We start from the raw sequence: 21,032 nt of genomic DNA, 5'->3' as shown, positions 1-21,032 counted from the left end.
CTGACTGCCCAACGCCCGCTCGATCGCAGGCGCGCCCGCACCCGACGGGCCGCTTCCAAGACGGTAGACTGGTGCGATATGGAGCTCTCACCTGCCGAAGCCTATGCCGCTCACCAGCGACGCGTGAAAGAGGCGAGCTCACCGCTTGGCCGCTATGCCGCTGAACTCGACTATGAGCTCGATGACTTCCAGAAGACCGCCTGCCTGTCACTGCAGGCCGGCAAGTCTGTGCTCGTGGCGGCCCCGACGGGAGCCGGCAAGACCGTCGTCGCCCAGTTCGCTGTGCGGCTGGCCTTCGAACGCGGCGTGCGCGCCTTCTACACCACCCCGATCAAGGCGCTGAGCAACCAGAAGTTCCAAGAGCTGTGCGAGGAGTACGGCGAGGACAGCGTCGGGCTGCTCACCGGTGATACGACGATCCGCCGCGACGCTCAAGTCATCGTCATGACGACCGAGGTGCTGCGCAACATGATCTACTCCGGCACCGACCTCTCGAAGCTCGGCTTCGTCGTCCTCGACGAGGTCCACTACCTCGGTGACAGGTTCCGCGGGCCGGTGTGGGAAGAGGTCATCATCCACCTGCCGATGCACGTGGCGCTTGTGAGCCTGTCGGCGACCGTGTCCAACGCCGAGGAGTTCGGCGACTGGCTGGCCGAGGTGCGCGGCGACACCGACGTCATCGTCTCTGAGCACCGGCCGGTGCCGCTGTACAACCACGTCGCCGTCGGCACGCACCTCTATCCGCTCTTCGCCCCGGGCAGGAAGAACGCCCACAAGCTCAACCGCGATCTGACCTACGCGACGCAGAAGTTCACCCGCCGGCCCACCAGCCGCCGCGACCGCCGCAACCCCCGGCAGATGCGCTTCCGCCGGCCCTCGCGCACCTCCCTCATCAGCGAGCTGCTCCATGAGCGGCTGCTGCCGGCGATCTACTTCATCTTCTCCCGCAGCGCCTGCGATGACGCCGTCGAACAGTGCCTGGCCGCGGGCCTCGATCTCACCACCTCGACGCAGAAGCGCCACATCCGCGCCCGGCTCGAAGACCTGCAGGACGAACTGGCCCAAGAGGATCTCGGTGTGCTCGGCTTCCACAGCTTCGCCACCGGTATGGTCCAGGGGTTCGCCGCCCACCATGCCGGGCTCATCCCGCAGTTCAAGGAGCTCGTCGAGGAGCTGTTCGCCACCGGGCACCTGCACGTCGTCTTCGCCACCGAAACGCTGGCTCTGGGCATCAACATGCCCGCCCGCACTGTGGTGCTGGAGAAGCTGACGAAGTTCAACGGTGAGTCCCATGTCCAGATCACGCCGGGGGAGTACACACAGCTGACCGGCCGAGCCGGGCGGCGCGGCATCGATGTCGAAGGCCATGCCGTGGTGGTGTGGCATCCGACGATCGAGCCCGAGGAGATCCAGGCGCTGGCTTCGAAGCGCACCTATGCGCTGCGCAGCCAGTTCACCCCGACCTACAACATGGCCGCCAACCTGCTGGCCCGCATGACCAGGGATGATGCCGCGAAGGTGCTGGAGACCTCGTTCGCGCAGTTCCAAGCCGACCGCGGAGTGGTGGGTCTGGCCAAGAAGCTGCGGCGCAATGAAGAGGCCATGGCCGGTTACGAGCGTTCAATCGAATGCGAGGCCGGGGACTTCATGTCCTACGCGCAGCTGCGCCGGACGCTGTCGACGATGGAGAAGAAGGCCAGCCGGTACCGTTCGAAGGTCAAGCAGCGCGACGTCGTCGAATCCCTGGCCGGGCTGCAGCCTGGGGATGTCATTGTGCTGCCGTCTCACAAGTTCTCCGAACCGGCTGTTGTCATCCAGGAGATGCAGAGCCAGGACGGCACCAGCCGGCTGCCGACCATCCTCACCAGCTTCGGCAAGGTCTGGCATCTGCGCCCGCACGAGGTGACCGAGCCGGCCCAGCTGCTGGGCCACATCCGCATGCCGCGGAAATTCAACCACCGGCAGGTCGCTGCCCGCCGGCAGGTCATCGAGACGATGGAGGCCGCTTTCGACCGCGGTCAGCTCACCTCCCCGAAGGGCAAGCACAAGGCCAAGCACCGTCCGCAGCGCAGCGGCGAGGCCGAGATCGACGAGGTCCGTCAGCAGCTGCGCGCCCATCCGTGCCATTCCTGCCCGGAGCGGGAGAACCACTCCCGGTGGGCCGAACGGCTGTTCAAGCTGCAGCAGGAGACCGCCCAGCTGCGCAAGCAGATCTCCGGGCGCACCTCATCGATCGCCCACGTCTTCGACCGGGTCTGCTCGGTGCTCACCGCGCTGCGCTTCCTGCCTGACGATTCACGGATCCTGCGCCGCATCTACGGTGAACGCGACCTGCTCGCAGCGATGAGCGTGCGTGCAGGTCTGTGGGATGAGCTGACCGAATCCGAGGCGGCGGGGCTGGCCTCAGCGCTGTGCTACCAGTCCCGGCGCGAAGGCGGCTGGGGGATGCCCCCGATGCCGACATCCGCCCTGCAGGACGCGGCAGGCGAGCTGCGCGGTCTGTGGGCCGAGCTGTTCCGGCTCGAGACGGACTTCCGGCTGCCGCCGACTCCCGAACCCGACTTCGGTCTCGTGCAGGCGATCTTCCGCTGGACCGAGGGCAGGAACCTCAGCGGCGCGCTGGCTGGCAGCGATGTCGCCGCCGGTGACTTCGTGCGCTGGGCCAAGCAGACCCTCGACATGCTCGGCCAGATCGCCGACGTCTGCCCGCCGGCGGTCGAACCGACCGTGCGCAGGGCTGCCGATGCGATCCGCCGCGGTGTCGTTGCCGACTCCTGATACGCCCCCGGCTCACCGACGGGTGAGGCGGCGGCTTACCGACGGGTGAGGCGCGAGCGGTTCAGCGTCCCCGTGCCCGCTTGACGACGGTTTCGATGTCCGAGCCGAACGTCGACTCGGTGGTGAGATATGTCCACGTTGAGGATGGGCGCTTCATGCCGTGGGAGGGCAGGTCGATGCCGTCTCCGGTGATCTCAGCATCCTCCAGCGCCGCGGTCGCGGCGTCGAGGACGTCGGGCCAGAAGGTGTCGAAAGCCTGGATCGATTCGGTGTTGAATGCCTCGTGCGGGCGCTCCTTGGCCAGGGTGCGCAGGTGGATGCCCTCGCGCAGGTTGTTGAGATAGGCCAGGTGCTCGACCCACCGCTGGTCGAGCTGGAAGAGCAGCACATCGCGCAGCGCGTCGTCGACGACTGCACTGCCGAGCTTCTCATCCCAGGCTTCGGTCTGCTCCGGCAGCCGCTCACGCAGCTCATCCGCACCCGAATGCTCTTTGCGAATCCGGTCGCGCTTGCCCAGGACGATCTCACGCTGCTGCTTCATCAGGTGGTTGAACCGCCATGTATCGCGGTGCACGGCGGTGTTGTGGCCCTCCGACATGCGCTGGGCGTGTTCGACGAGCTGAGCTGCCCGCCGGTTGGCGATGTGGCCGGTCTCATCGCCTTCTTCGACGAAGCGCTTGGCTTCGGGCACCCGGCTCATGAGCTCGTCCTCAAGGCTGGTGAAGAACACCGAGGAACCCGGGTCGCCCTGCCGGCCGGCACGCCCGCGGAGCTGATCGTCGAGGCGTGACGACGGGTAGCGTCCGGCGCCGATGACGAGCAGACCACCGGCTTCGACGGCCTTCTCGTCGACCAGCCGAATATCGGTGCCGCGCCCGGCCATCTGTGTGGACACGGTCACCGCGCCGCTGCGGCCGGCCTCGGCGATGATCTCGGCTTCCCGGGAGTCGTCCTTGGCGTTGAGCACCTGGCAGGAGATCCCGCGTTCGCGCAGCCGCGCGGCGAGGCTTTCGGATTCGGCAACCGAGCGGGTGCCGATGAGCACCGGCCGGCCGTTGGCGTGCTGTTCGTCGACCTCCTCGACGATCGCGCGTTCCTTGGACTCCTGGAAGGTGTAGAGCCGGTCGGGTTCGTCGTCACGGATGACCTTCTCATGCGGTTCGACCGGGACGATCTCCAGATCGTAGAACTCGCGCAGGTCATCGCCGACGGCCAGTGCCGTGCCGGTCATCCCGCAGACGGTTTCGTAGCCGCGGATGAACTCCTCGACGGTCATCTGGTCGAGGATCTCACCGGATTCGGTGGTTTTGAGCTTCTCCTTGGCCTCGACGGCCGCCTGCAGGCCATCGGGCCAGCGCTGCAGATCGGCGACACGTCCGCGGGAACCGGAGATGAGCTTCACCTGACCGTCGACGATGAGGTAGTCGACATCGCGCTTGACGAGCGCCTCAGCGTAGAGGGCGAGGTTGATGGCTGCCAGCGTCTGAGCGTCCTCGCCGAACAGGTCGGCGTCGAGGAGCTCTTCGATGTGGTCGACGCCGGCGTCGGAAAGGGAAACCGCCTGCTTGTCGTCGCTGACATCGTAGTGGAGGCCGGGTTCGAGGTTCGTCACGAGGGCGGCGATCTTCTCATCGGCGTCCTGCACCTCGGTTGAGCCGGCGAGCACGAGGGGCACGCGGGCCTCGTCGATGAGCACCGAATCGGCTTCGTCGACGATGACGACGTCGCGGCTGGGCACGCGGATCTCATCGTCGTCGACGATGAACCGGTCGCGCAGGACGTCGAATCCGATCTCCGTGACCGCCCCGTAGACGACTTCAGCGCCGTAGGACTGGCGGCGGGTGCCGTCGCTGTCGGCTTCTGAGATGCTGGCCGATTCGACGCCGAGGAGGTCGAACAGCGGCTTCATCCAGTTGCGGTCGCGGACGGCGAGGTAGTCGTTGACGGACACGACGTGCACGGTGCGGCCCTGCAGCGCGTAGCCGGCAGCGGCCATCGCGCCGACAAGCGTCTTTCCCTCGCCGGTGAGCATCTGCACGATCGAGCCGTCGAGCAGGCCGATGAGTCCCTGGATCTGGGAGTTGTAGGGCCGCTCGTCGAGTGCCCGGTCGGCGGCTTCGCGCACGAGGGCTGCGTACTGGCGCAGCTGCTCCTGCCGCGATCCGGAGGTGAAGATGTCGGCGGCCTTCACCGCGATGGCCTCATCGCTGAGTTCCGCGTACTCCTCGGCCAGGGTGTCGATCTGCGGCCAGGCCTTCTCGAGCCAGCCGATGCTCTTCTCTGCTTGGGCACCGGGTCGGTTGAGCAGGCGGGAGAGGAATCCCATGTGTCACGTCCTCGGAATCGTCTCGGGGAGGGGCGCCTGTGTCGGCGCCGGGGGTTCGTGCTGTGGAAAGTCTACGTGCTCAGTTCCCGAACACGGCTCAGCTGCGCAGCTGCGGTGTTTCGAACGGCCATTCGCAGCTGACGGTGATGCTCTGATCGCCGCGTTTGCGGCGCAGGTAGCTTTCGAAGCTTGCCGACTGGTCCCGCTTCCAGGCGATCTGGGAGGCGTGGATCTCCGCGGCACTCAGTGTGCCGATCGTCTCCGGGTGGGCTGCGGCGATCCGCAGCGCGATCTCGACGGCGGCCAGAGCGTCGGCGGTCGCGTCGTGGGCGTTGTCGAGCTCGACGTTCCAGTGCTCGGCCAGGGCGGTGAGGACGCGGGAGCCGCGCCGGTAGGGGTCGACCTGTTTGTCGATGACGAAGGTGTCGATGACCGGCGGGCACACCTGGGAGGCACGCTGTCGGCTGCCCAGCCGGATCGTCTCGGATTCGAGGACAGTGAGGTCGTAGACGATGTTGTGCCCGACGAGGATCCCGCCGTCATCGTCGATGCGTGCAAACCATTCGAGCAGCTCAGCCAGCACCTCTGGCAGCGGCCGGCCGTAGGCGCGAACATGCTCGGTGGAGATGCCGTGCACCTCGGCGGCCGCGGCGGGGATCTCGACCCCGGCATCTGCCAGCCATTCGAGCCGACTGGTCTCGACGCCATCGCGGAACTCACACAGTGCGGCAGTGACGATGCGGGCGGTGTGCGGGTTGGTGCCGGTGGTCTCCAAGTCGAAGCCCCATACCGGTGAGCGGGTCCAGCCGGTGGTCAGCTTCGGGGGCTGCGGTGCGGGGAACAGGGCTGCCTGATCAGCGGCGGCGGCTGGGTCGTCTGCGTGCACCGCCGCCGGTTCGGCGGCTGCCGGGGTGGCGGGTGCCGCGCTGGGTGCAGCGAATGGGACGAGGACAGCGATGAGACGTTCGGCGCTGCGTTCGAAGCCGTGGTCGCCGGCCAGTTCCCGCAGGGTCGCGGCATCCCGCTTCTCCTCTGCGGTCTCGACTGCAGCGAGGAAGGCGGAAACGTCGAGGTCATCAGCACACGTCATCACCTGGTGTCCGCGGCGCACCGCCTCGGCGGAGGCGACGATGTTCTCCTGGCGCTTGGAGCTCAGGCCGTGGGCCTTCTGCCCTGCCTGCGCTGCGGCGATGACGGCATCGAGGCTGCCGTAGCCGCCGATGAGCTTGGCGGCGGTCTTCTCTCCGATTCCCGGCACGCCGGGCAGACCGTCGGACGGGTCGCCGCGCAATGCGGCCAGCGCCCGGTAGGACGGACCATCGGGCACGCCGTAGAGCTCCGGCAGGTCGGCCGCCTGCACGGTCTCCCACACCCCGCCCTTCTTCGGCCGGCACACGGTCACCCGTCCGTCGGCATCGAGCAGGGCGAGCAGATCGCGGTCGGGGGAGACGATGACAACCGGTTCTGCGGTCGCAGCGATGAGGGAGGCGATGACGTCGTCGGCCTCAGTGCCGGCCACCTCGGCGACGGGAATGCCAGCGGCGATGAGGCTCGAGCGTAGAAGCGGCAGCTGGGCCTCCAGATCCGGCGGCGTCTCCGTGCCGGCTTCCGCATCGACGATGCGCTGAGCTTTGTACTCCGGGACGACTGCGGTCCGGAAGGCCGGCCGCCAGTCGGCGTCCATGGTGGCGACGATCCGGGTCGAGGACCAGGTCTCGGCCAGCTGGGCGATCGTGTCGAGGACACCGCGCACGGCGTTGACCGGGAACCCCTCCGGCGAGCGGATCGTGTCCGGCAGCGCGTAGAACGCCCGATAGTACAGGGCCGGTGTGTCCAGGATGATGAGTGGAGCCTTCACACGCCTCACTCTATCCCGGCAGCCATCCTGCGGCAGGCGGCACTGGCACAGGGCGGGTGTCGTGACACAATAGCGGCGTGACTGACTCGACGATCCTGTACAACGCTGATGTCTACTCCAGCGCCGATCCCTTCGCCACCGCCATCATGTTCACCGGTGACACCGTCGCCTGGGTCGGCTCGGATGAGGCCGCCTGCGCCTTCGACGGCACGCACCACGATCTCGCCGGCGCCTTCGTCACCCCGGGTCTCGTCGCCGCGGCCGTCGACCTGCGCCCGCAGGCGGTGCGGCCGGCTCCGACCGGTGATGAGCTCCTGTCCCGAGGCGTGACCGCCGCTCATCTCATCGGCACCAGCGAGCAGCTGGCACGGTTCACTGATGCCGCTCCCGAGGAGCTGGTCACCACCTGCTATCGGCTCGGCGGCGCGGGGGAGACCCGTGGTGCGCTCGATGCCGGTGCGCTTGATGCCGGGGCGCTGCCGGACGGGGCGCAGTTCGTTCTCGTCGACAGCGCAGCAGATCTCAGCGCTGTCCTCGGTCTGCTCGAGAATGCAGGAGTGCGGGCCCACCTGCAGCGTCACGCCTGGCGGCTGCTCATCAACGTGGCAGTCTCGCCAGAGGCGATCGATGCGCTGGCCCAGTCCGGGCTCGGCATCACCGTCGATCCACTGGCACACCGGCAGCCGCTGGCCCAGCTGCTGTCGGCCGGTGCGCAGGTGAGCTTCGCACTCACAGCAGAGAACCCGTGGCAGACCCTGCGGGCGGCCGTGTACGACTCCGCTGACGGTGTCTCGGCCCGGGCGGCTTTCAACGCCGTCACCCGCTTCGGCTACCGGGCAGTCGGCAGCTTCGACGGGGGAGTGCTGGCACCTGGGGCTGCGGCCACCGCATGCGTGTGGTCAGTTGAGAGCCTGCTGGTGCAGGCAGCCGATTCGCGAGTGGCCGCCTGGAGTACGGATCCACGCTCAGGCACACCGGGTCTGCCCGATCTCAGCCCTGATGCGGCACTGCCGCAGCTGCTGCGCGTCTGGTCCCATGGCACGGCGGTGACGTCCTGATCGCCGGTCCGCATCACTCACCGGCGTGTTGCCCTCATGAGCTGCGCGCGATGGTCCTCTAGGGTGTAATCGTGCATATGTCTACACTGATCGTCATCCCGACGTACAACGAGCTCGATTCGCTGCCGATGACCCTCGCTGCGATCCACACCTACGCTCCGCACGTCGATGTCCTCATCGCCGATGACAACTCGCCTGACGGCACTGGCCGGTGGGCTGATGAGCGCGCTGCTGAGGACGCGCGCGTCAACGTGCTGCACCGTGAGCAGAAAGCCGGGCTGGGACCGGCCTACGTGGCCGGCTTCCAGTGGGCGCTCGAACGCGAGTATGAGGTCATCTGCGAGATGGACGCCGACGGGTCCCACCGCGGGAAGGACCTGCCGCTGCTGCTTGACGCGGTGGCTGATGGGGCGGATCTTGCAATCGGTTCACGTTGGGTCCCCGGCGGTGCTGTGGTCAACTGGCCGCGCAACCGGCATGTGCTCTCCCGGGGCGCGAACATCTACGTCGATGCGCTCATGGGCATGGGCGTCAAGGACGCGACGGCAGGCTTCCGTGCATACCGGCGTGAGACCCTGGCACAGCTCGATCTCGCCGAGATCGCCTCACAGGGCTACTGCTTCCAGATCGATATGACCAAGCGCGTGCACGAGGCCGGTCTGTCCATCGTCGAGGTGCCGATCGTGTTCGTCGAACGAGAGCTCGGTGAGTCGAAGATGCACGGCAGCATCATCCGAGAGGCAGTCGGCCGAGTCGCCCAGTGGGGTGCGCAGCGCCGTCTCAGCCAGGCTCGCCGACTCGTCGGCAGAGTCACCGCCGGGCGCGCTGCCTGAGACGCACACAGGAACTGGCTGAGACACACACGGCAAGAGGGCGGATCCGACTATCGGATCCGCCCTCCGTGCGTTCAGTGACTGCGGCATGGCTGCCACAGGGGTCTTCAGACCTGTGGTGGGATCTCCCCGCGGCGAATCGCCAGGCGCTCATCGAGGAGCACCTGCAGCTCTTCGAAGGAGCGGCGCTCCAGCAACATGTCCCAGTGGGTGCGCACCGGCTTCTCCGGCTCGTCATCGGGTTCTTCGCCTCCGACGCGGGTGCCGATGCCGTGGGTTCCCGAATCCCAGGTGGCCGGGACCTCGGCTTCGACGGAGAAGGGGACGGTGAACGTGTGGCCGTCTTCGCAGACGTACTCGACCATCTGGCGCGGGGCCGGTTCGACACCGACTTCCGACTCGAGGCTCCGGGAGCCCAGCTGGGTACCCCGCAGACTGCGTTCACTCATCTGTTGCACACCTTCCGATGATGGTTTTCAAGCTCTTGGGAACCAGAACAGTCTAGCGACTCGTTTCATTCCCGCCTAAACCGCCTCTGCCATCGCTGTCTGGGCGGTCAGCGGCTCATCGGTGACGAGCCCGTCGACCCCCAGGCGAGCCAAGCGCTGCATCTCTGCAGGTTCGTTGATCGTCCACGCGTCAACGCGGAGTCCGAGACTATGCGCAGCGCCGATGAACCCCGTGGTGATGACGGGGAAGCCGCACCGGCTGGCCGGTACCTGCACAGCATCGACCGACGGGTCGAGACGCCACCCGCCTGCGCCGAGCAGCCGCAGCCGCACCACTTCGGCAGTGCCCAGCGAGGTGGCGATGCCCGGCAGCGCCTGGCGCAGCATGTGCAGGCGGCGGGTGGAGAAGGAGGCCAAGCGCAGACGATCGGTGTCGGACTGGTCCCGCAGCAGACGGATGACTGCCGCTGCCGAGCGGTCGGCTTTGACGTCGATGTTGAAGTGGGCGGTCGGGAATGCCGCGAGCAGGTCAGCCAGCCGGGGGAGTGTTCCACCGGCGATGAGCTCGATGGACTCCAGTTCGGCAGCCGGAAGCTCAGCGAGCTGCTCGGGGCGACCGGCGATCCGCTGGAGATCATCGTCGTGGGCGGCGAAGAGCACTCCGTCTGCCGACAGATGCACATCGGTCTCGAGCATCGTGACTCCGTGCGCGATGGCGTGTTCGAAGGCAGCCATCGTGTTCTCTGCTGTGCCGGGCCACAGGCCTCCGCGGTGGGCGATGATGTCCGGGCGCGTAGCGGTCATATCAGCCAGCCTATGGCACGGCAGCTGCGATATGTCGGCGACATCGATGATGCCTCAACCGAAGACTCAGCCAAGGCTGTCATACTGGTCTCAGCGCGCAATCTACGAGGACGGATGATTATGAAACGCAGTGAGAACGAACCCATCGAACCGACTGCCGTACACGATTCCACCGACACGTCGACGACCGACCGGATGCGCAAGCTCGCCGGCCGGACTTTCGCCTACGGCCGCAGCTTCGCCGATGTGCTCGGTCGGACCGCGCGCGAGGGCACGAGCCAGCTGCGCGACGAAGCACGCCTGCTCAAGGACAATCCGCGCGGTCGCACCCGCGCCTACCAGGACCGAGCCCGGTGGGCTGTCGACAAGGGCCGGGCACAGGCGAAGACCACCCTGTCGAAGTCCGATAAGGCCGTGGACTGGACCGAGGAGAAGCTCACGAAGCTGCTTTCAGGTGCCCAGGAGCAGTTCTCCGGGCGCATGGACCAGACTTTCACCACCGTCCAGCGCGGTGTGACCACTGGTGCCCATAAGGCCCGTGAGTTCATCCGCCGCAACGACGCCGGCACCACAGTCGACACTGTCCCGGAGCCGGCCGCGGGTTCCGTCGACGCTGCCGTCGTGCCTCCGCGTACCGCTGACCGCTCTGCCGAGACCGGCGATCGTCAGCCCTGAGCATCGTCAGCCCTGAGCATCGTCAGCCCTGAGCATCGTCAGCCCTGAGCATGAGGCTGCCCCGCACTGAATGCCCTGCACCGGTCTTCGGGGCGGGGCGTTCATCAGTGTTTCCTCAGAATGGGCCAGATCGGTAGCGCTTCACCGTTCCGTTACATAGGCTGTGAGTGTTGTCGCAGTCACATTCGCGAGAAGGGCCTGATGGTGGGCAAGCACTCCGCGCCGAACACACAGCTCTCAGCAAGGATCGCTGACTTCTTCCGGTCTTTGGGACCCAGGCGGCACGGCCGCCACAGCGACATCGATGAAGAGCCGGCATCAGCGGCAAGCATTCTGCGATCCACCAAACGCATGCCGAACTGGGCGGCACTGGCCGTCCCGACAGCAGCAGTTGCAAGCCTGGCCGTCTCAGGCCTCATGCTCGCCCCAGCCGACAGCGGCACTCCTGAACGCGTCGTCTTCAGCAGCGAAGAGCAGCCGCGCACCGGTCCCGCATCGGCGCAGGCTGTATCAGCCGATAATGCGCATGCAGAGAAGCTCCGCAAGGACTGGAACGATGCCGTCAGCCGGTCGAAGGAGAAGGTCGGCGTCCAGGAGATCGCCGCATCGCCGAAGCCCACACCGCCTTCGCCGCCATCGGCCACGCCGGAGCTCCCGACGCCAGCCGGTGCTGATGCCTCCACAGGCGCCTCCAGTGCCAGCGCGGATGCGCCCGCGGATTCGGCGGAGGACTCCAGCCCGAAGCGTGATGAGAGCGAGCCGAAGCCGAACACCGAGGCCTCCGGCCAGGGCGGCACCTGCAAAGCCTCGTACTACAACACCGGCCACACCACCGCCAATGGCGAATCGTATGACCCGATGGGCATCACCGCGGCCCACAAGGAGCTGCCTTTCAACAGCAAGGTGAAAGTCACGAACAAGGCCAACGGCAAGTCCGTTGTCGTGCGCATCAATGATCGCGGGCCATTCGTCGGCAGCCGCTGTCTGGATCTCAGCGAAGGTGCGATGAAGGCCGTCGGCGGCATCAGTTCCGGTGTCATCACGGTCGATTGGGAGGTTCTCTGACCCCTCAGTGCCTGTGACGCAGAATGCGCCCCCTGCCCATGCAGGCAGGGGGCGCATTCTGCGTCAGAGCGATCTCAGTTGGGCTGCCGGCCATCAGTGCCGGCGGCTCATCGGGCTTCGCCGGCGTATCAGCCTTCGGCGGCAACGACGTCCGGGGTGCGGGCGCCGAGTTTGGCATCCATGCGCAGGATTCCGTTGCCGTCTTCGCCGACGCGCTCGAGCTGGCCGACGATCTCACCGACGGTGGCCTCCTCCTCGAGCTGCTCGTCGATGAACCAGTTGAGCAGCGGGATGATGTCGATGTCATCTTCCTTCTGCGCGGTCCGGTACAGGTTGCGGATCGACTCGGAGACCTTGCGCTCGTGATCGAGTGCGGCCTGGAAGAGCCCAACGGGGGACTTGTCTGCGAAGCTCGGGGCGGTGATAGTGCCGATCTGCGGGGAGGTGCCGCGGTCGAGCGCGTGCTGGATGAACTTAGCGGCGTGGACCTGCTCCTCCTCGGCCTGGGCCCGCATCCATGAGCTCATGCCGGTAAGATCCTGGTCTTCGAGTTCGATGGACAGCTGCAGGTAGACGATAGAGGCTTCGAGTTCCATGGTGACCTGGTCACTGACTGCGGCGACCATGTTCTGGGTGAGTTCCATAACTGCTCCTTTTCGATCGTGTGAGTGATCGGACCAGTAGTGAGGTGCAGGAGATTCGCCTTCGGTCCGGATGAGGCGACAATCGCGTTGACAGCGATTCGTCCTGCGGGCATGTGCGCAGTTTCGAGCTTATAGCAGCCCTTCAGCCGGTTCCAGTAAGGCAAAGAACGCCTAACGCGGAAACATTCCAGAATAGAAATGCGGGCTGCCGACGGCGCGGGGGAGCAGGGGCCACTCCCGAGGCGGTTGCCCGGCGAGCCTTTACGGATTGCTGCGCCGCGCACCGGGCACCGGGCACCGGCCAACCCTGCACGGCGTTCTGCACGGTCATCGCGTCGCGAGCACGCACATCGAGACCGTGAGCAAGCTGGCGAGAAGCCCGTCTTGTAGTTGACATAATAGTGGCCATGACGCTCGGCGCTGACAGCGCAGGTCCACAGAGCGGCGCGCGACCACGGCAGCGAGGACAAGGGTACCGTGAGAGCATCACCGCACGTCAGGTGCGAGTGACTGAGCGCGTCAGGCTGCGCATGAGGCAACCGGATCACCCCGGATCAGCCCGGCATCAGCAAGGCGACTGCACGCAGTGCCCGCGAAGGCCGGCGGCTGGCGACGGAAGAAGCTCGCACCTGAATGCGAATGCGCAGTCTGGCGGAGTTGCGTCGGATGCAGCGGTATGTCCAGCCTCACAGATTCATTCCGATCGCCAGACCGCTGTTCGCCCGGACCCGCGGCCGCCGCACCTGCCGATAATATACATTATGTAAACTACATGTTATGGCGTCTTACCCCGCCTCCCGGCACAGCCGCCCTGTCGCTCTCCCTCACCGATGCGCAGGCGTGTTCGTGAATGCGAAACGGCGCACCGCCGCTGTGGCAGTGCACCGTTTCGTCATCGTCCCGCTCAGCGAGGCTGGCAGACGAGTGCGTTCCTCAGTCGTCCTGGCTGGTTACGGTCGTACGACCGCGTCCGGCCGGCATGAAAAGCGTTGCTATCATCGGCGCGAACATGACTGCACCGACGATGCACATGGAGATGATGATGTCTTCCACGTGATGCACCTCCTGAAACGGGTTGTTGAGCGGGCCATTGCGTGTCTCGAAACAAGGATACCCAATGCTGAGACACAGCTGGTAGCCGACCTGCCGGTTCCTCGCAGCCGCCGGGCGACGTGATCTGCTCTCACCCAGCCCAGCGCGGAATGTGGCGGCTGCCCTCCATCCGCTCATCGCTGTAGTAGCTCTGGCCTGGCTTGAGTTCCCGGCCGAAGAGCTCGCTGACGGTCACCAAGGTGAAGCCCTGCTCCTTGAGCTCGGCGATGATCTCCGGGCTGGCGTCGACGCTGGGCTTGTGGATGTCGTGCATGAGGATGATGTCGCCGGGCCGCACATTGGTGGTTGCGGCCCTGACGGTCTTCTCCGGTGCCTTCTTATTCTGCCAGTCATTGGTGTCCAGGCTCCAGATGATCGACGGCAGACCGCCGTCGGGAACGCCGGTGGCATAGGCACCGTAGGGCGGGCGGAAGACGGTGGGCTTCTCCCCTGTCACCTTCTCGATCGCCCCGTTGACGCGGGCATGTTCCTTTTCAGCAGCCGGGCGCGAGATCTTCGTCAGCTGGGGATGGTTCCATGTGTGGCTGCCGATCTCATGGCCGGCCTCGGCCATCCGCTTGAGCGTCGCCTCATTGCCGGCGATCGAGGTGCCCTTGACGAAGAACGTGGCCGGCACGCCTTCAGCCTCCAGGCCGTCGAGCAGCTGCGGGGTCGCCTCTCCTGGCCCGTCGTCATAGGTCAGGGCCACGCACTTGGTCTCAGCGCAGTCGACATCGCTGCGGTCGCGCGTGACGTGCTCAGGAATCGTCTCACCGGCTTTCAGCTGCGGGCCGGGTGCCGCATCGTCCAGCCAGTCGCGTCCGGCGGCAGTCAGCCAGCCGCGAGCCTGCTCACCGGTGAAGCTGATGGCTACCGGTTCGTCGCCGCGGGCGTTGAGGATGCCGCTGCCCAGGTGGGCCACCAGTCCCCCGCGACCGTCGGCGGTGGTGCCGGCGGTGATGGCATCGATCTGCACACTGCTCAGGTGCGCAGCGTCGTGGGCACTGGTCCGGTAGCCCTTCCGCTTCAGTGCCTCCAGCACATGGGCGGCGAGTTCTCGCTTCCCGGTGTCGGTGAACAGAACAGTCGGCGGGATCTCGATCCCGGCATCGCGGTCGAGCACCTTCGTGTAATAGGCCTCCGGCCCGGCACCGGGCAGGCTGCTGCGGTCATGGAGCAGGAACGAGAGGTGGCCGCGGCTATTCTGGGTCACCTGCCAGTCGAGTTCGTACTCCCCTGGCAGGTCCTTCTTCCCATTCTGGTGCCTCGCATCGGACTGCGGGATCCGCTGCTGGCGCAGGTCGCTGACGAAGTCGCTGATCGTGCGATTGAACGCCTCGGCGCCCCGGACTTCGGGAAAGCGCAGCGTGTAGAGCGGGCTGTCTGATTCGTGCCGCTGGCTGAGCACATCGGCAGGTTCGGCTGCAGCCGCGAACGGTGTGCGGCCATCAGCGAGTGCGGTGACCTGTGCTGTCGCCTCGCGGGTGGCGCCGTTCGAGGCGCAGCTGCTGAGCAGCAGGGCGGCGATTGCCGCTGAGGCGACAGCGGCGCGGGGACGACGCGGCATGAGGAGACGATCCTGGGTGCAGACGGGGATGCGAGGACGGTGCTGATCTTAGTCCGTGCCCCTGTGGAGATGCACGCGGAATCCGGTGAATGTGAGGAATCCGAAAGTCTCTCAAAGCAGCAGCTGCGCACCAGCCGTCAAAACGATCGGCAGCGTCAGCATCGAGATGACCGTCTGAGCTGCGATGAGGGCAGCCATGAGGGTGGCGTTGCCGCCGAGTTGTCGCGCCATGACGTAAGCGCTGGAGGCTGTGGCGATCGACTGGAAGATGAGACCGACCACCGCTGCCTCTCCCCTGAGACCGAATGCCAGCAGCGAGACGACCGTGACCGCCGGGACGATGAGCAGCTTGAGCACCGTCGCCGAGAAGAAGGCGACTGCATGTTCGCGCACTGAGAACCGTCTGATGCCGGCCCCCACGCACAGCAGACCGATCGGCAGCGCGGCCGCGGCGAGTGGATCGATCATCCCGGCCACCGCCTCGGGCGTGGTCACCGGCAGCACGTTCCACGCCGCACCGGCAGCACAGCCGAGCACGAGCGGATTCAGGATGACCGATCGGCCGAGTGCCAGCCAGGAGCGCTTGTCGACGAGGAAGAGCTCGAAGGCGATCGAGGAGAGCACGTTGACGAGCGGGACGAGCACGGCACCGACGATGGCAGCAAGGGCTGCGCCCTCGGGGCCGAAGAGAGTCGCCGACAGCGACAGCCCGATGTAGGTGTTGAAGCGGATCGCGCCCTGGACGACCGAGGTGAAGGACGAGCGGTCGGAGGCGAGCACCCGGTTGAGCGCGAAGAGGATGATCGTGATGCCGATGGTCGGCAGGACGAGGGCTGCTGCCAGGCGGCCGATGTCGACGTGGGAGATGTCGACGGCGGAGATGTTGCGGAAGAGCAGCACCGGCAGGAGAACGAAATAGGCGAGCTTCTCAGCACCGGACCAGAAGTCAGGATCGCTCAGCAGCCGCAGCCGGCGCAGCACCCAGCCGAACGCGATGAGGCCGGCGACGGGAATGAGCGCGCCGACGACGCTGACGAAGTCCATGAGCCCACTCTATGGAGACTGAGGTGATTCCCAGGAAACTGGTCACGAGACGGGAATGAAACCAAACTTGAGCGCGTTAGACTCAACGTAAGCGACCAGCTGACCGAAAGGAGCCTGCTATGGCTGCAAAGTTCGATCCGATCCGCGACCTCGACCGGTTCTTCTCCGACATCACCCGCACCCCCAACAGCACCGCCCTGCCGATGGACCTGTACCGCGACGGTGACGCCTTCGTCGCCCGCATCGATATGCCCGGCGTCGACCCGTCGAGCATCGATGTCGACGTGCAGGATCGCACGCTGACGGTGCGCGCCGAGCGGACCGCCTCGACGGAGAGCTCCGAGGTGCAGTGGCTCAGCCGTGAGCGCCCGACGGGCACGTTCGCCCGCCAGCTGACGCTGGGCAACCGCATCGCCCTCGACCAGATCACCGCTGCGTACGAGGACGGCGTGCTGCTGCTGACCATCCCGGTGGCAGAAGAGGCCAAGCCGCGCAAGATCTCGGTCAACCACACCCAGCGCGGAGAGGTCATCTCCGGCGACGACACTCAGGTCTGAACGGCTGAGCGCTCCGGCGCCCAGCTCATTACGCCGGCGGGCCGCACACCTGAGCAGGTGTGCGGCCCGTTTCGTGTCTCAGCAGCCGGTGCAAAGAGGAACCGGAGCAGTGCCTGTGCAGTGGATCAGTCGGTGCTCAGCACGATCTTGCCGAAGCGCAGGTTCGAGTCGAGCTGCGCATGGGCTTCTGCCGCCTCGTCAAGCGGGTAGACGGAGTCGATGACCGGGTCGATCGAACCGTCTTCGACCATGTCGAGCAGGCCGGCGAAGTCCCGCGGGGAACCCATGGCGGTGCCGAGCACCCGCTTGTGGGCCAGGTAGAGCGTGCGGATGTCGAAGTCCTCGACGACTCCCTGGTTCTCGGTCCCGCCGAGGGCGACGACGGCGCCGCCGGGCTTGAGCATCATGACCGATTCCTGCAGCGTCGAGCCCACGGAGTCGAAAACCAGATCGGCCTCGCCGGTCTCGTCGCGCAGGGTCAGCTCCCAGTCGTCGACTGTGTAGTCCACTCCGGCCACAGCGCCGAGTTCCTTGGCCAGGTTGATCTTGTCGTGATTCGACGAGGTCACCGCCACACGCGCACCGGCCTTGACCGCCAGTTGCAGGGCCAGCAGCGAGAGTCCGGAGCCGGCTCCGAGGATGACGACCGTCTGGCCCTTCTTCAGCTGCCCGACGGTGAACAGGGCGCGGTAAGCGGTCACTCCCGACAGCGCCAGCGCACCGGCTTCGGCCCAGGCCATCCGCTTGGGCTTGGGGAACAGGTTCTCCTCCGGCACTGCGATGAGCTCGGCATAGGTGCCGTTGCTCGGACCGCCGAGGACGCTGAAGTCCGGGCCAGCGCAGGCGTCAGATTCTCCCCAGTTGAGTGAGGGGAAGACGATGACCTCCTCACCGGTGTCTCGGCGGATGCCGGCGGCATCGGAGCCGAGGATGAGCGGCAGGGGTGGACGGTACTGCGGGCCGGCCCCTTCGCGGATGAGAGCGTCGCGGCGGTTGATGCCGGCCATCTTGACCTCGACGAGGACCTTCCCGTCTGCCTGCGGTTCGGGCAGTTCGGAGCACTGCAGCACCTCCGGTCCGCCGTGCTCAGTGAGCTGGATTCCACGCATGACGTCTCCTTCCTGACTGTGTCTCCATCCTCTCATGGCGGCACTCCCCCGGACGCGGGTGGGCGTGCCTGCGACCAGAGATGTCTTACTGATCGGTCGGCAGGTGTGAGATGCTCACGAGGCACAGGTAGGGCAGCTCGAATGCTCCGGTGGTGTCGAATCCGACCTCGTGGGCGAGGTAGTCGCGGATATTGGCCTCGACCCGGGTACGGGTGCGTTCGTTCGAGCGCAGCCAATAGGACCGGGTGGCCGCGAGTTTCACGACGGTGTCAACGGTGACCATGGTGGTGAACAGGTGCTCCTGGGTGGGTTCAGTGGTGAACCCGGGCCCGAGGTGGGGCTGCCAGCCGGGCCGGTAGACGTCGCCTGCATGCATGATCCGGGCCAGGCGCAGCACCCACGGCAGGCGCACGTCGAGCTGGTTATTCAGGATCGCCAGCCGGCCGCCGGAGCGCAGCACGCGGGCGATCTCCGCACCGGCCGCCTGCGGATCGAACCAGTGCCAGGCCTGGGCGGCGGTGACGAGATCGACGGAGCCATCAGGCAGCGGGATCGCCTCGGCGGCGCCGACGCGCACCTGGGCGGGATTGCGGTCCAGCAGCTGTTCATCGGGATCGACGGCAATAAGTTCGCCGACCCGGTCATCGCGCGTCAGATCGCGGCTCAGCAGACCGGTGCCGGCTCCGAGGTCGCAGACATCGAGCGGCCGATCGGCAGCACCGGTAAGCACGGCATCGGTGGCGGCAGCCGGGTATCCAGGCCGGACGGCGTCGTAGAGTTCGGCGGTCGTGCCGAACCGGCGCCCGTGCGCCGTCCGTGCCTGCCGCGGGATCTTGGGACCTGCTCCGCGTCGCAGTGCGCTCTCGGCGGGCTGGGGCGTCACGTCGGCGTCTCCGGCGGCAGGTGGTAGTCGATGACGATGCCCCGGTGATCGGAGCCGGAGATCTCAAGGATCTGCCCGCCGATCGGATGCAGAGCCGCCCGATCGTAGACCTGGTGGTCGATCTGGGCGCCGAGCAGGCCCGGCCAGCTCGCGGGCCACGTGCCGGCTCCGGACACCCGCAGGCTGCGAACAGCATCGGCGCAGCCGTCCTGCAGTGCGAACGGGGCGTGGTCGAGTGTGGAGTTGAAGTCGCCTGCGACGAGGACGCTGGTGCCGGGCTGGCACAGATCGGTGGCGGCAGACACGGTGCGCTGCCATTCGTGCTGGAGCAGGCTGCGCTGGATCGGTGCGTGTGTGTGCACGGCATACATGTCTCCGAGCGTTGTGCGCATTCCCACGAAGGCGCGCGATGCCTCGGGGTCGTCAAGCTCCTCCGGCTGCAGGGAGTTGTGCACGGCCAGCACGGTGCCAGCCTCGCCTTCGAAGACCGCCCGGTCGGCGATGCGGTAGTCCTCGGCAATACCGCGCTGCTTCAGAGCCTCGACGAGAGTCTGCCGGTCGGTCTCCTGCAGGGCGATGACCCCTGCTCCCCTGGCATCGGGACCGAGCACGTCATCTAGGCTGCCGGCGCCGAAGAACAGGTTCGCTGAGATGACCCGCAGGTCACCCGGCGCTGCGGGCAGCTGGCTCGGCGGGGTGCCGCCGCGCAGCCCGAGCACGCCGAGGCTGACGGCGACGAAGACGAGCGATGCGGTGATGAAGCCGGCGCAGAAGCGCACACCGCGGCCGATGACGAAGCTCAAGGACAGCAGCGCCAGGAAGACGATGAGCGCGGCGGTGGCCAGCGCCCGGAAGGACTGCAGGTGGGCGATGCCGCTGACAGCGCCGAGGCCGAAGCGCTGGGGGAACCACATGAGCACACCGAGCACAATGGCTGTGATGATGCCCAACAGCACGGCGATCAGAGGTGACTGGGCGCGTGGGGATCGTGGCACGTCAGTAGTATAGGAGACACCGATCTCGTCGCGCTGTGAGAGGATCTCCCCCATGTCCCTGACTGACCTGTCCCGTTCCGATCTTGAGGCTGCGTTGGAGCAGGCTCACGCCGACTACGAGGCGTTCGCCGGGCGCGGACTCGCCCTCGACATCACGCGCGGGAAGCCGTCGGCCGAGCAGCTCGATCTGGCCGCGGACCTGCTGACGAACGTGACCGCCGATGACTGCCTCTCCCCCAGCGGCGTCGATGTGCGCAACTACGGCGGGCTGGAAGGGCTCATCGAGCTGCGGGAGATCTTCGGTCAGTTGCTCAAGGTCCCAGCATCTCAGCTGCTCGCCCAGGGCAACTCGTCGCTGACGCTCATGCATCAGGCGCTGAGCTTCGCCTGCCTGTTCGGCACCTCGGCAGGCACCACCCCGTGGGCCCAGCAGCCGCGCCGCATCCTGTGCCCGGTGCCCGGTTACGATCGTCACTTCGACCTGGCGGAGGCGCTCGGCTTCGAACTCGTCTCCGTGGAGATGGACGACGAGGGCCCGGTCCTCGAGCAGGTCGAGGAGCTTGTGGCCACCGACCCGACGATCAAGGGCATGTGGCTGGTGCCGATGTACTCGAATCCGACCGGCATCACCATCAGCGATGAGCGCGCACGCAGTCTCGCGGCGATGAAGACAGCGGCAGAGGACTTCAAGCTGCTGTGGGACAACGCCTACGCCCTGCACCACCTGCGCGAGCCGCGCGCCGAGGTGCTCGACATCCTGTCGATGGCCGCTGAGGCCGGCAACCCGGACCGGGTGTGGATCTTCGCCTCGACATCGAAGATCACCCATGCTGGTGCCGGGGTGGCGTTCTTCGGCGCCTCGGATGCCGATATCGCCTGGTTCACCGGTCATCTCGCGGCCGCCTCGATCGGGCCCGACAAGGCCAACCAGCTGCGCCATCTGCGCTTCTTCGGTGATGCTGACGGTGTCGTCGACCATATGGTCAAGCATGCCGAGATCCTGCGCCCGAAGTTCGAGGCGGTCTCCCGGATCCTCGGCATGCGTCTGGGCGACGATGACATCGCGGCGTGGACGGACCCCAACGGCGGGTATTTCATCACCGTCTCGGTGATGCCCGGTACTGCCGACCGGGTCGTCAAGCTCGCCGCCGAGGCCGGGGTCAAGCTCACCCCTGCTGGTTCGACGCACCCGTACAAGCTTGATCCGGACAACGCCGTCATCCGGGTGGCTCCGTCGATGCCGACACTCGAGGATGTCGAGACGGCCGTCGAAGGCTTCGCCGTCTGCGTGCGGC

The 21,032-nt window shown here is 66.6% G+C and carries 17 protein-coding genes; 7 read left to right on the top strand and 10 right to left on the bottom strand.

Annotation, left to right across the window (positions count from 1 at the left end; all coding sequences use genetic code 11):
• The first annotated feature begins 78 nt into the window (after window positions 1-78).
• Window positions 79-2,778, top strand: coding sequence for an RNA helicase (locus M3B11_RS05480; protein WP_259875734.1), 2,700 nt, complete (start codon window positions 79-81; stop codon window positions 2,776-2,778).
• A 61-nt stretch (window positions 2,779-2,839) separates the two neighbouring features.
• On the opposite strand, the gene secA2 is transcribed toward M3B11_RS05480, so the two are convergent.
• Together secA2 and M3B11_RS05470 are read right to left on the bottom strand one after the other, a co-directional pair.
• Entirely contained in the window at window positions 2,840-5,104 is a 2,265-nt protein-coding gene (gene secA2, locus M3B11_RS05475; protein ID WP_259875733.1) for an accessory Sec system translocase SecA2, read from the bottom strand.
• Window positions 5,105-5,201: 97 nt separating this feature from the next.
• Entirely contained in the window at window positions 5,202-6,962 is a 1,761-nt protein-coding gene (locus M3B11_RS05470) for a 5'-3' exonuclease H3TH domain-containing protein (protein ID WP_259875732.1), read from the bottom strand.
• A gap of 77 nt (window positions 6,963-7,039) precedes the next feature.
• On the opposite strand from M3B11_RS05470, the gene M3B11_RS05465 reads away from it, so the two are divergent.
• Together M3B11_RS05465 and M3B11_RS05460 are read left to right on the top strand one after the other, a co-directional pair.
• Complete coding sequence (locus M3B11_RS05465; protein ID WP_259875731.1) at window positions 7,040-8,020, top strand: metal-dependent hydrolase; 981 nt, start codon at window positions 7,040-7,042, stop codon at window positions 8,018-8,020.
• Between the two features lie 77 nt (window positions 8,021-8,097).
• The gene (locus tag M3B11_RS05460) at window positions 8,098-8,853 is read left to right on the top strand and encodes a polyprenol monophosphomannose synthase (RefSeq protein ID WP_259875730.1); all 756 of its coding nucleotides are present in this window, start codon (window positions 8,098-8,100) and stop codon (window positions 8,851-8,853) included.
• 107 nt (window positions 8,854-8,960) lie between these two features.
• Here M3B11_RS05460 and M3B11_RS05455 read toward each other — a convergent pair whose 3' ends face one another.
• Together M3B11_RS05455 and M3B11_RS05450 are read right to left on the bottom strand one after the other, a co-directional pair.
• Window positions 8,961-9,302, bottom strand: a complete 342-nt coding sequence (locus M3B11_RS05455) for an RNA polymerase-binding protein RbpA (protein ID WP_259875729.1) — start codon at window positions 9,300-9,302, stop codon at window positions 8,961-8,963.
• A gap of 75 nt (window positions 9,303-9,377) precedes the next feature.
• Window positions 9,378-10,106 carry a glycerophosphodiester phosphodiesterase family protein gene (locus M3B11_RS05450; RefSeq protein ID WP_259875728.1) on the bottom strand — a complete coding sequence of 243 codons (729 nt, stop codon included), beginning with the start codon at window positions 10,104-10,106 and terminating at the stop codon, window positions 9,378-9,380.
• Window positions 10,107-10,226: 120 nt separating this feature from the next.
• Here M3B11_RS05450 and M3B11_RS05445 point away from each other — a divergent pair, with 120 nt between their 5' ends.
• Together M3B11_RS05445 and M3B11_RS13295 are read left to right on the top strand one after the other, a co-directional pair.
• Window positions 10,227-10,781, top strand: coding sequence for a hypothetical protein (locus M3B11_RS05445; protein WP_259875727.1), 555 nt, complete (start codon window positions 10,227-10,229; stop codon window positions 10,779-10,781).
• 351 nt (window positions 10,782-11,132) lie between these two features.
• Window positions 11,133-11,846: a septal ring lytic transglycosylase RlpA family protein gene (locus tag M3B11_RS13295; RefSeq protein ID WP_311197717.1), complete on the top strand. Its 714-nt coding sequence runs from the start codon at window positions 11,133-11,135 to the stop codon at window positions 11,844-11,846.
• A gap of 128 nt (window positions 11,847-11,974) precedes the next feature.
• Here the strand turns inward: M3B11_RS13295 and M3B11_RS05435 are convergent, their stop codons facing one another.
• The 3 genes from M3B11_RS05435 to M3B11_RS05425 all read right to left on the bottom strand — a co-directional run bounded on the left by M3B11_RS05435 (window position 11,975) and on the right by M3B11_RS05425 (window position 16,193).
• Complete coding sequence (locus M3B11_RS05435) at window positions 11,975-12,490, bottom strand: ferritin (protein ID WP_259875726.1); 516 nt, start codon at window positions 12,488-12,490, stop codon at window positions 11,975-11,977.
• A gap of 1,183 nt (window positions 12,491-13,673) precedes the next feature.
• Window positions 13,674-15,149 (bottom strand): polysaccharide deacetylase family protein, encoded by a 1,476-nt coding sequence (locus M3B11_RS05430; protein WP_259875725.1) that lies wholly within the window; start codon window positions 15,147-15,149, stop codon window positions 13,674-13,676.
• Between the two features lie 111 nt (window positions 15,150-15,260).
• A complete protein-coding gene (locus M3B11_RS05425) occupies window positions 15,261-16,193 on the bottom strand; it encodes an AEC family transporter (RefSeq protein ID WP_259875724.1) in 933 nt (310 codons plus the stop codon).
• A 119-nt stretch (window positions 16,194-16,312) separates the two neighbouring features.
• On the opposite strand from M3B11_RS05425, the gene M3B11_RS05420 reads away from it, so the two are divergent.
• Window positions 16,313-16,750, top strand: a complete 438-nt coding sequence (locus tag M3B11_RS05420) for an Hsp20/alpha crystallin family protein (RefSeq protein ID WP_259875723.1) — start codon at window positions 16,313-16,315, stop codon at window positions 16,748-16,750.
• Window positions 16,751-16,875: 125 nt separating this feature from the next.
• Here M3B11_RS05420 and M3B11_RS05415 read toward each other — a convergent pair whose 3' ends face one another.
• The 3 genes from M3B11_RS05415 to M3B11_RS05405 all read right to left on the bottom strand — a co-directional run bounded on the left by M3B11_RS05415 (window position 16,876) and on the right by M3B11_RS05405 (window position 19,737).
• Window positions 16,876-17,859: a zinc-binding dehydrogenase gene (locus M3B11_RS05415; RefSeq protein WP_259875722.1), complete on the bottom strand. Its 984-nt coding sequence runs from the start codon at window positions 17,857-17,859 to the stop codon at window positions 16,876-16,878.
• Between the two features lie 85 nt (window positions 17,860-17,944).
• The gene (locus M3B11_RS05410; RefSeq protein ID WP_259875721.1) at window positions 17,945-18,742 is read right to left on the bottom strand and encodes a class I SAM-dependent methyltransferase; all 798 of its coding nucleotides are present in this window, start codon (window positions 18,740-18,742) and stop codon (window positions 17,945-17,947) included.
• On the bottom strand, window positions 18,739-19,737 hold the full coding sequence (locus M3B11_RS05405; RefSeq protein WP_259875720.1) for an endonuclease/exonuclease/phosphatase family protein: 999 nt from the start codon (window positions 19,735-19,737) through the stop codon (window positions 18,739-18,741). The genes M3B11_RS05410 and M3B11_RS05405 overlap by 4 nt, the downstream gene beginning before the upstream one ends.
• 52 nt (window positions 19,738-19,789) lie before the next feature.
• Here M3B11_RS05405 and M3B11_RS05400 point away from each other — a divergent pair.
• Window positions 19,790-21,032: aminotransferase class I/II-fold pyridoxal phosphate-dependent enzyme (locus M3B11_RS05400; protein WP_259875719.1), on the top strand; the 1,243-nt coding region annotated here is incomplete at its 3' end.

It is taken from the genome of Brevibacterium sp. p3-SID960, from assembly GCF_025144725.1.
In the GTDB taxonomy this organism is placed as follows: Bacteria; Actinomycetota; Actinomycetes; order Actinomycetales; family Brevibacteriaceae; genus Brevibacterium.
The sequence above is the reverse complement of the archived record's forward strand: the minus strand, read 5'-3'. Positions and strand labels throughout refer to the sequence as shown.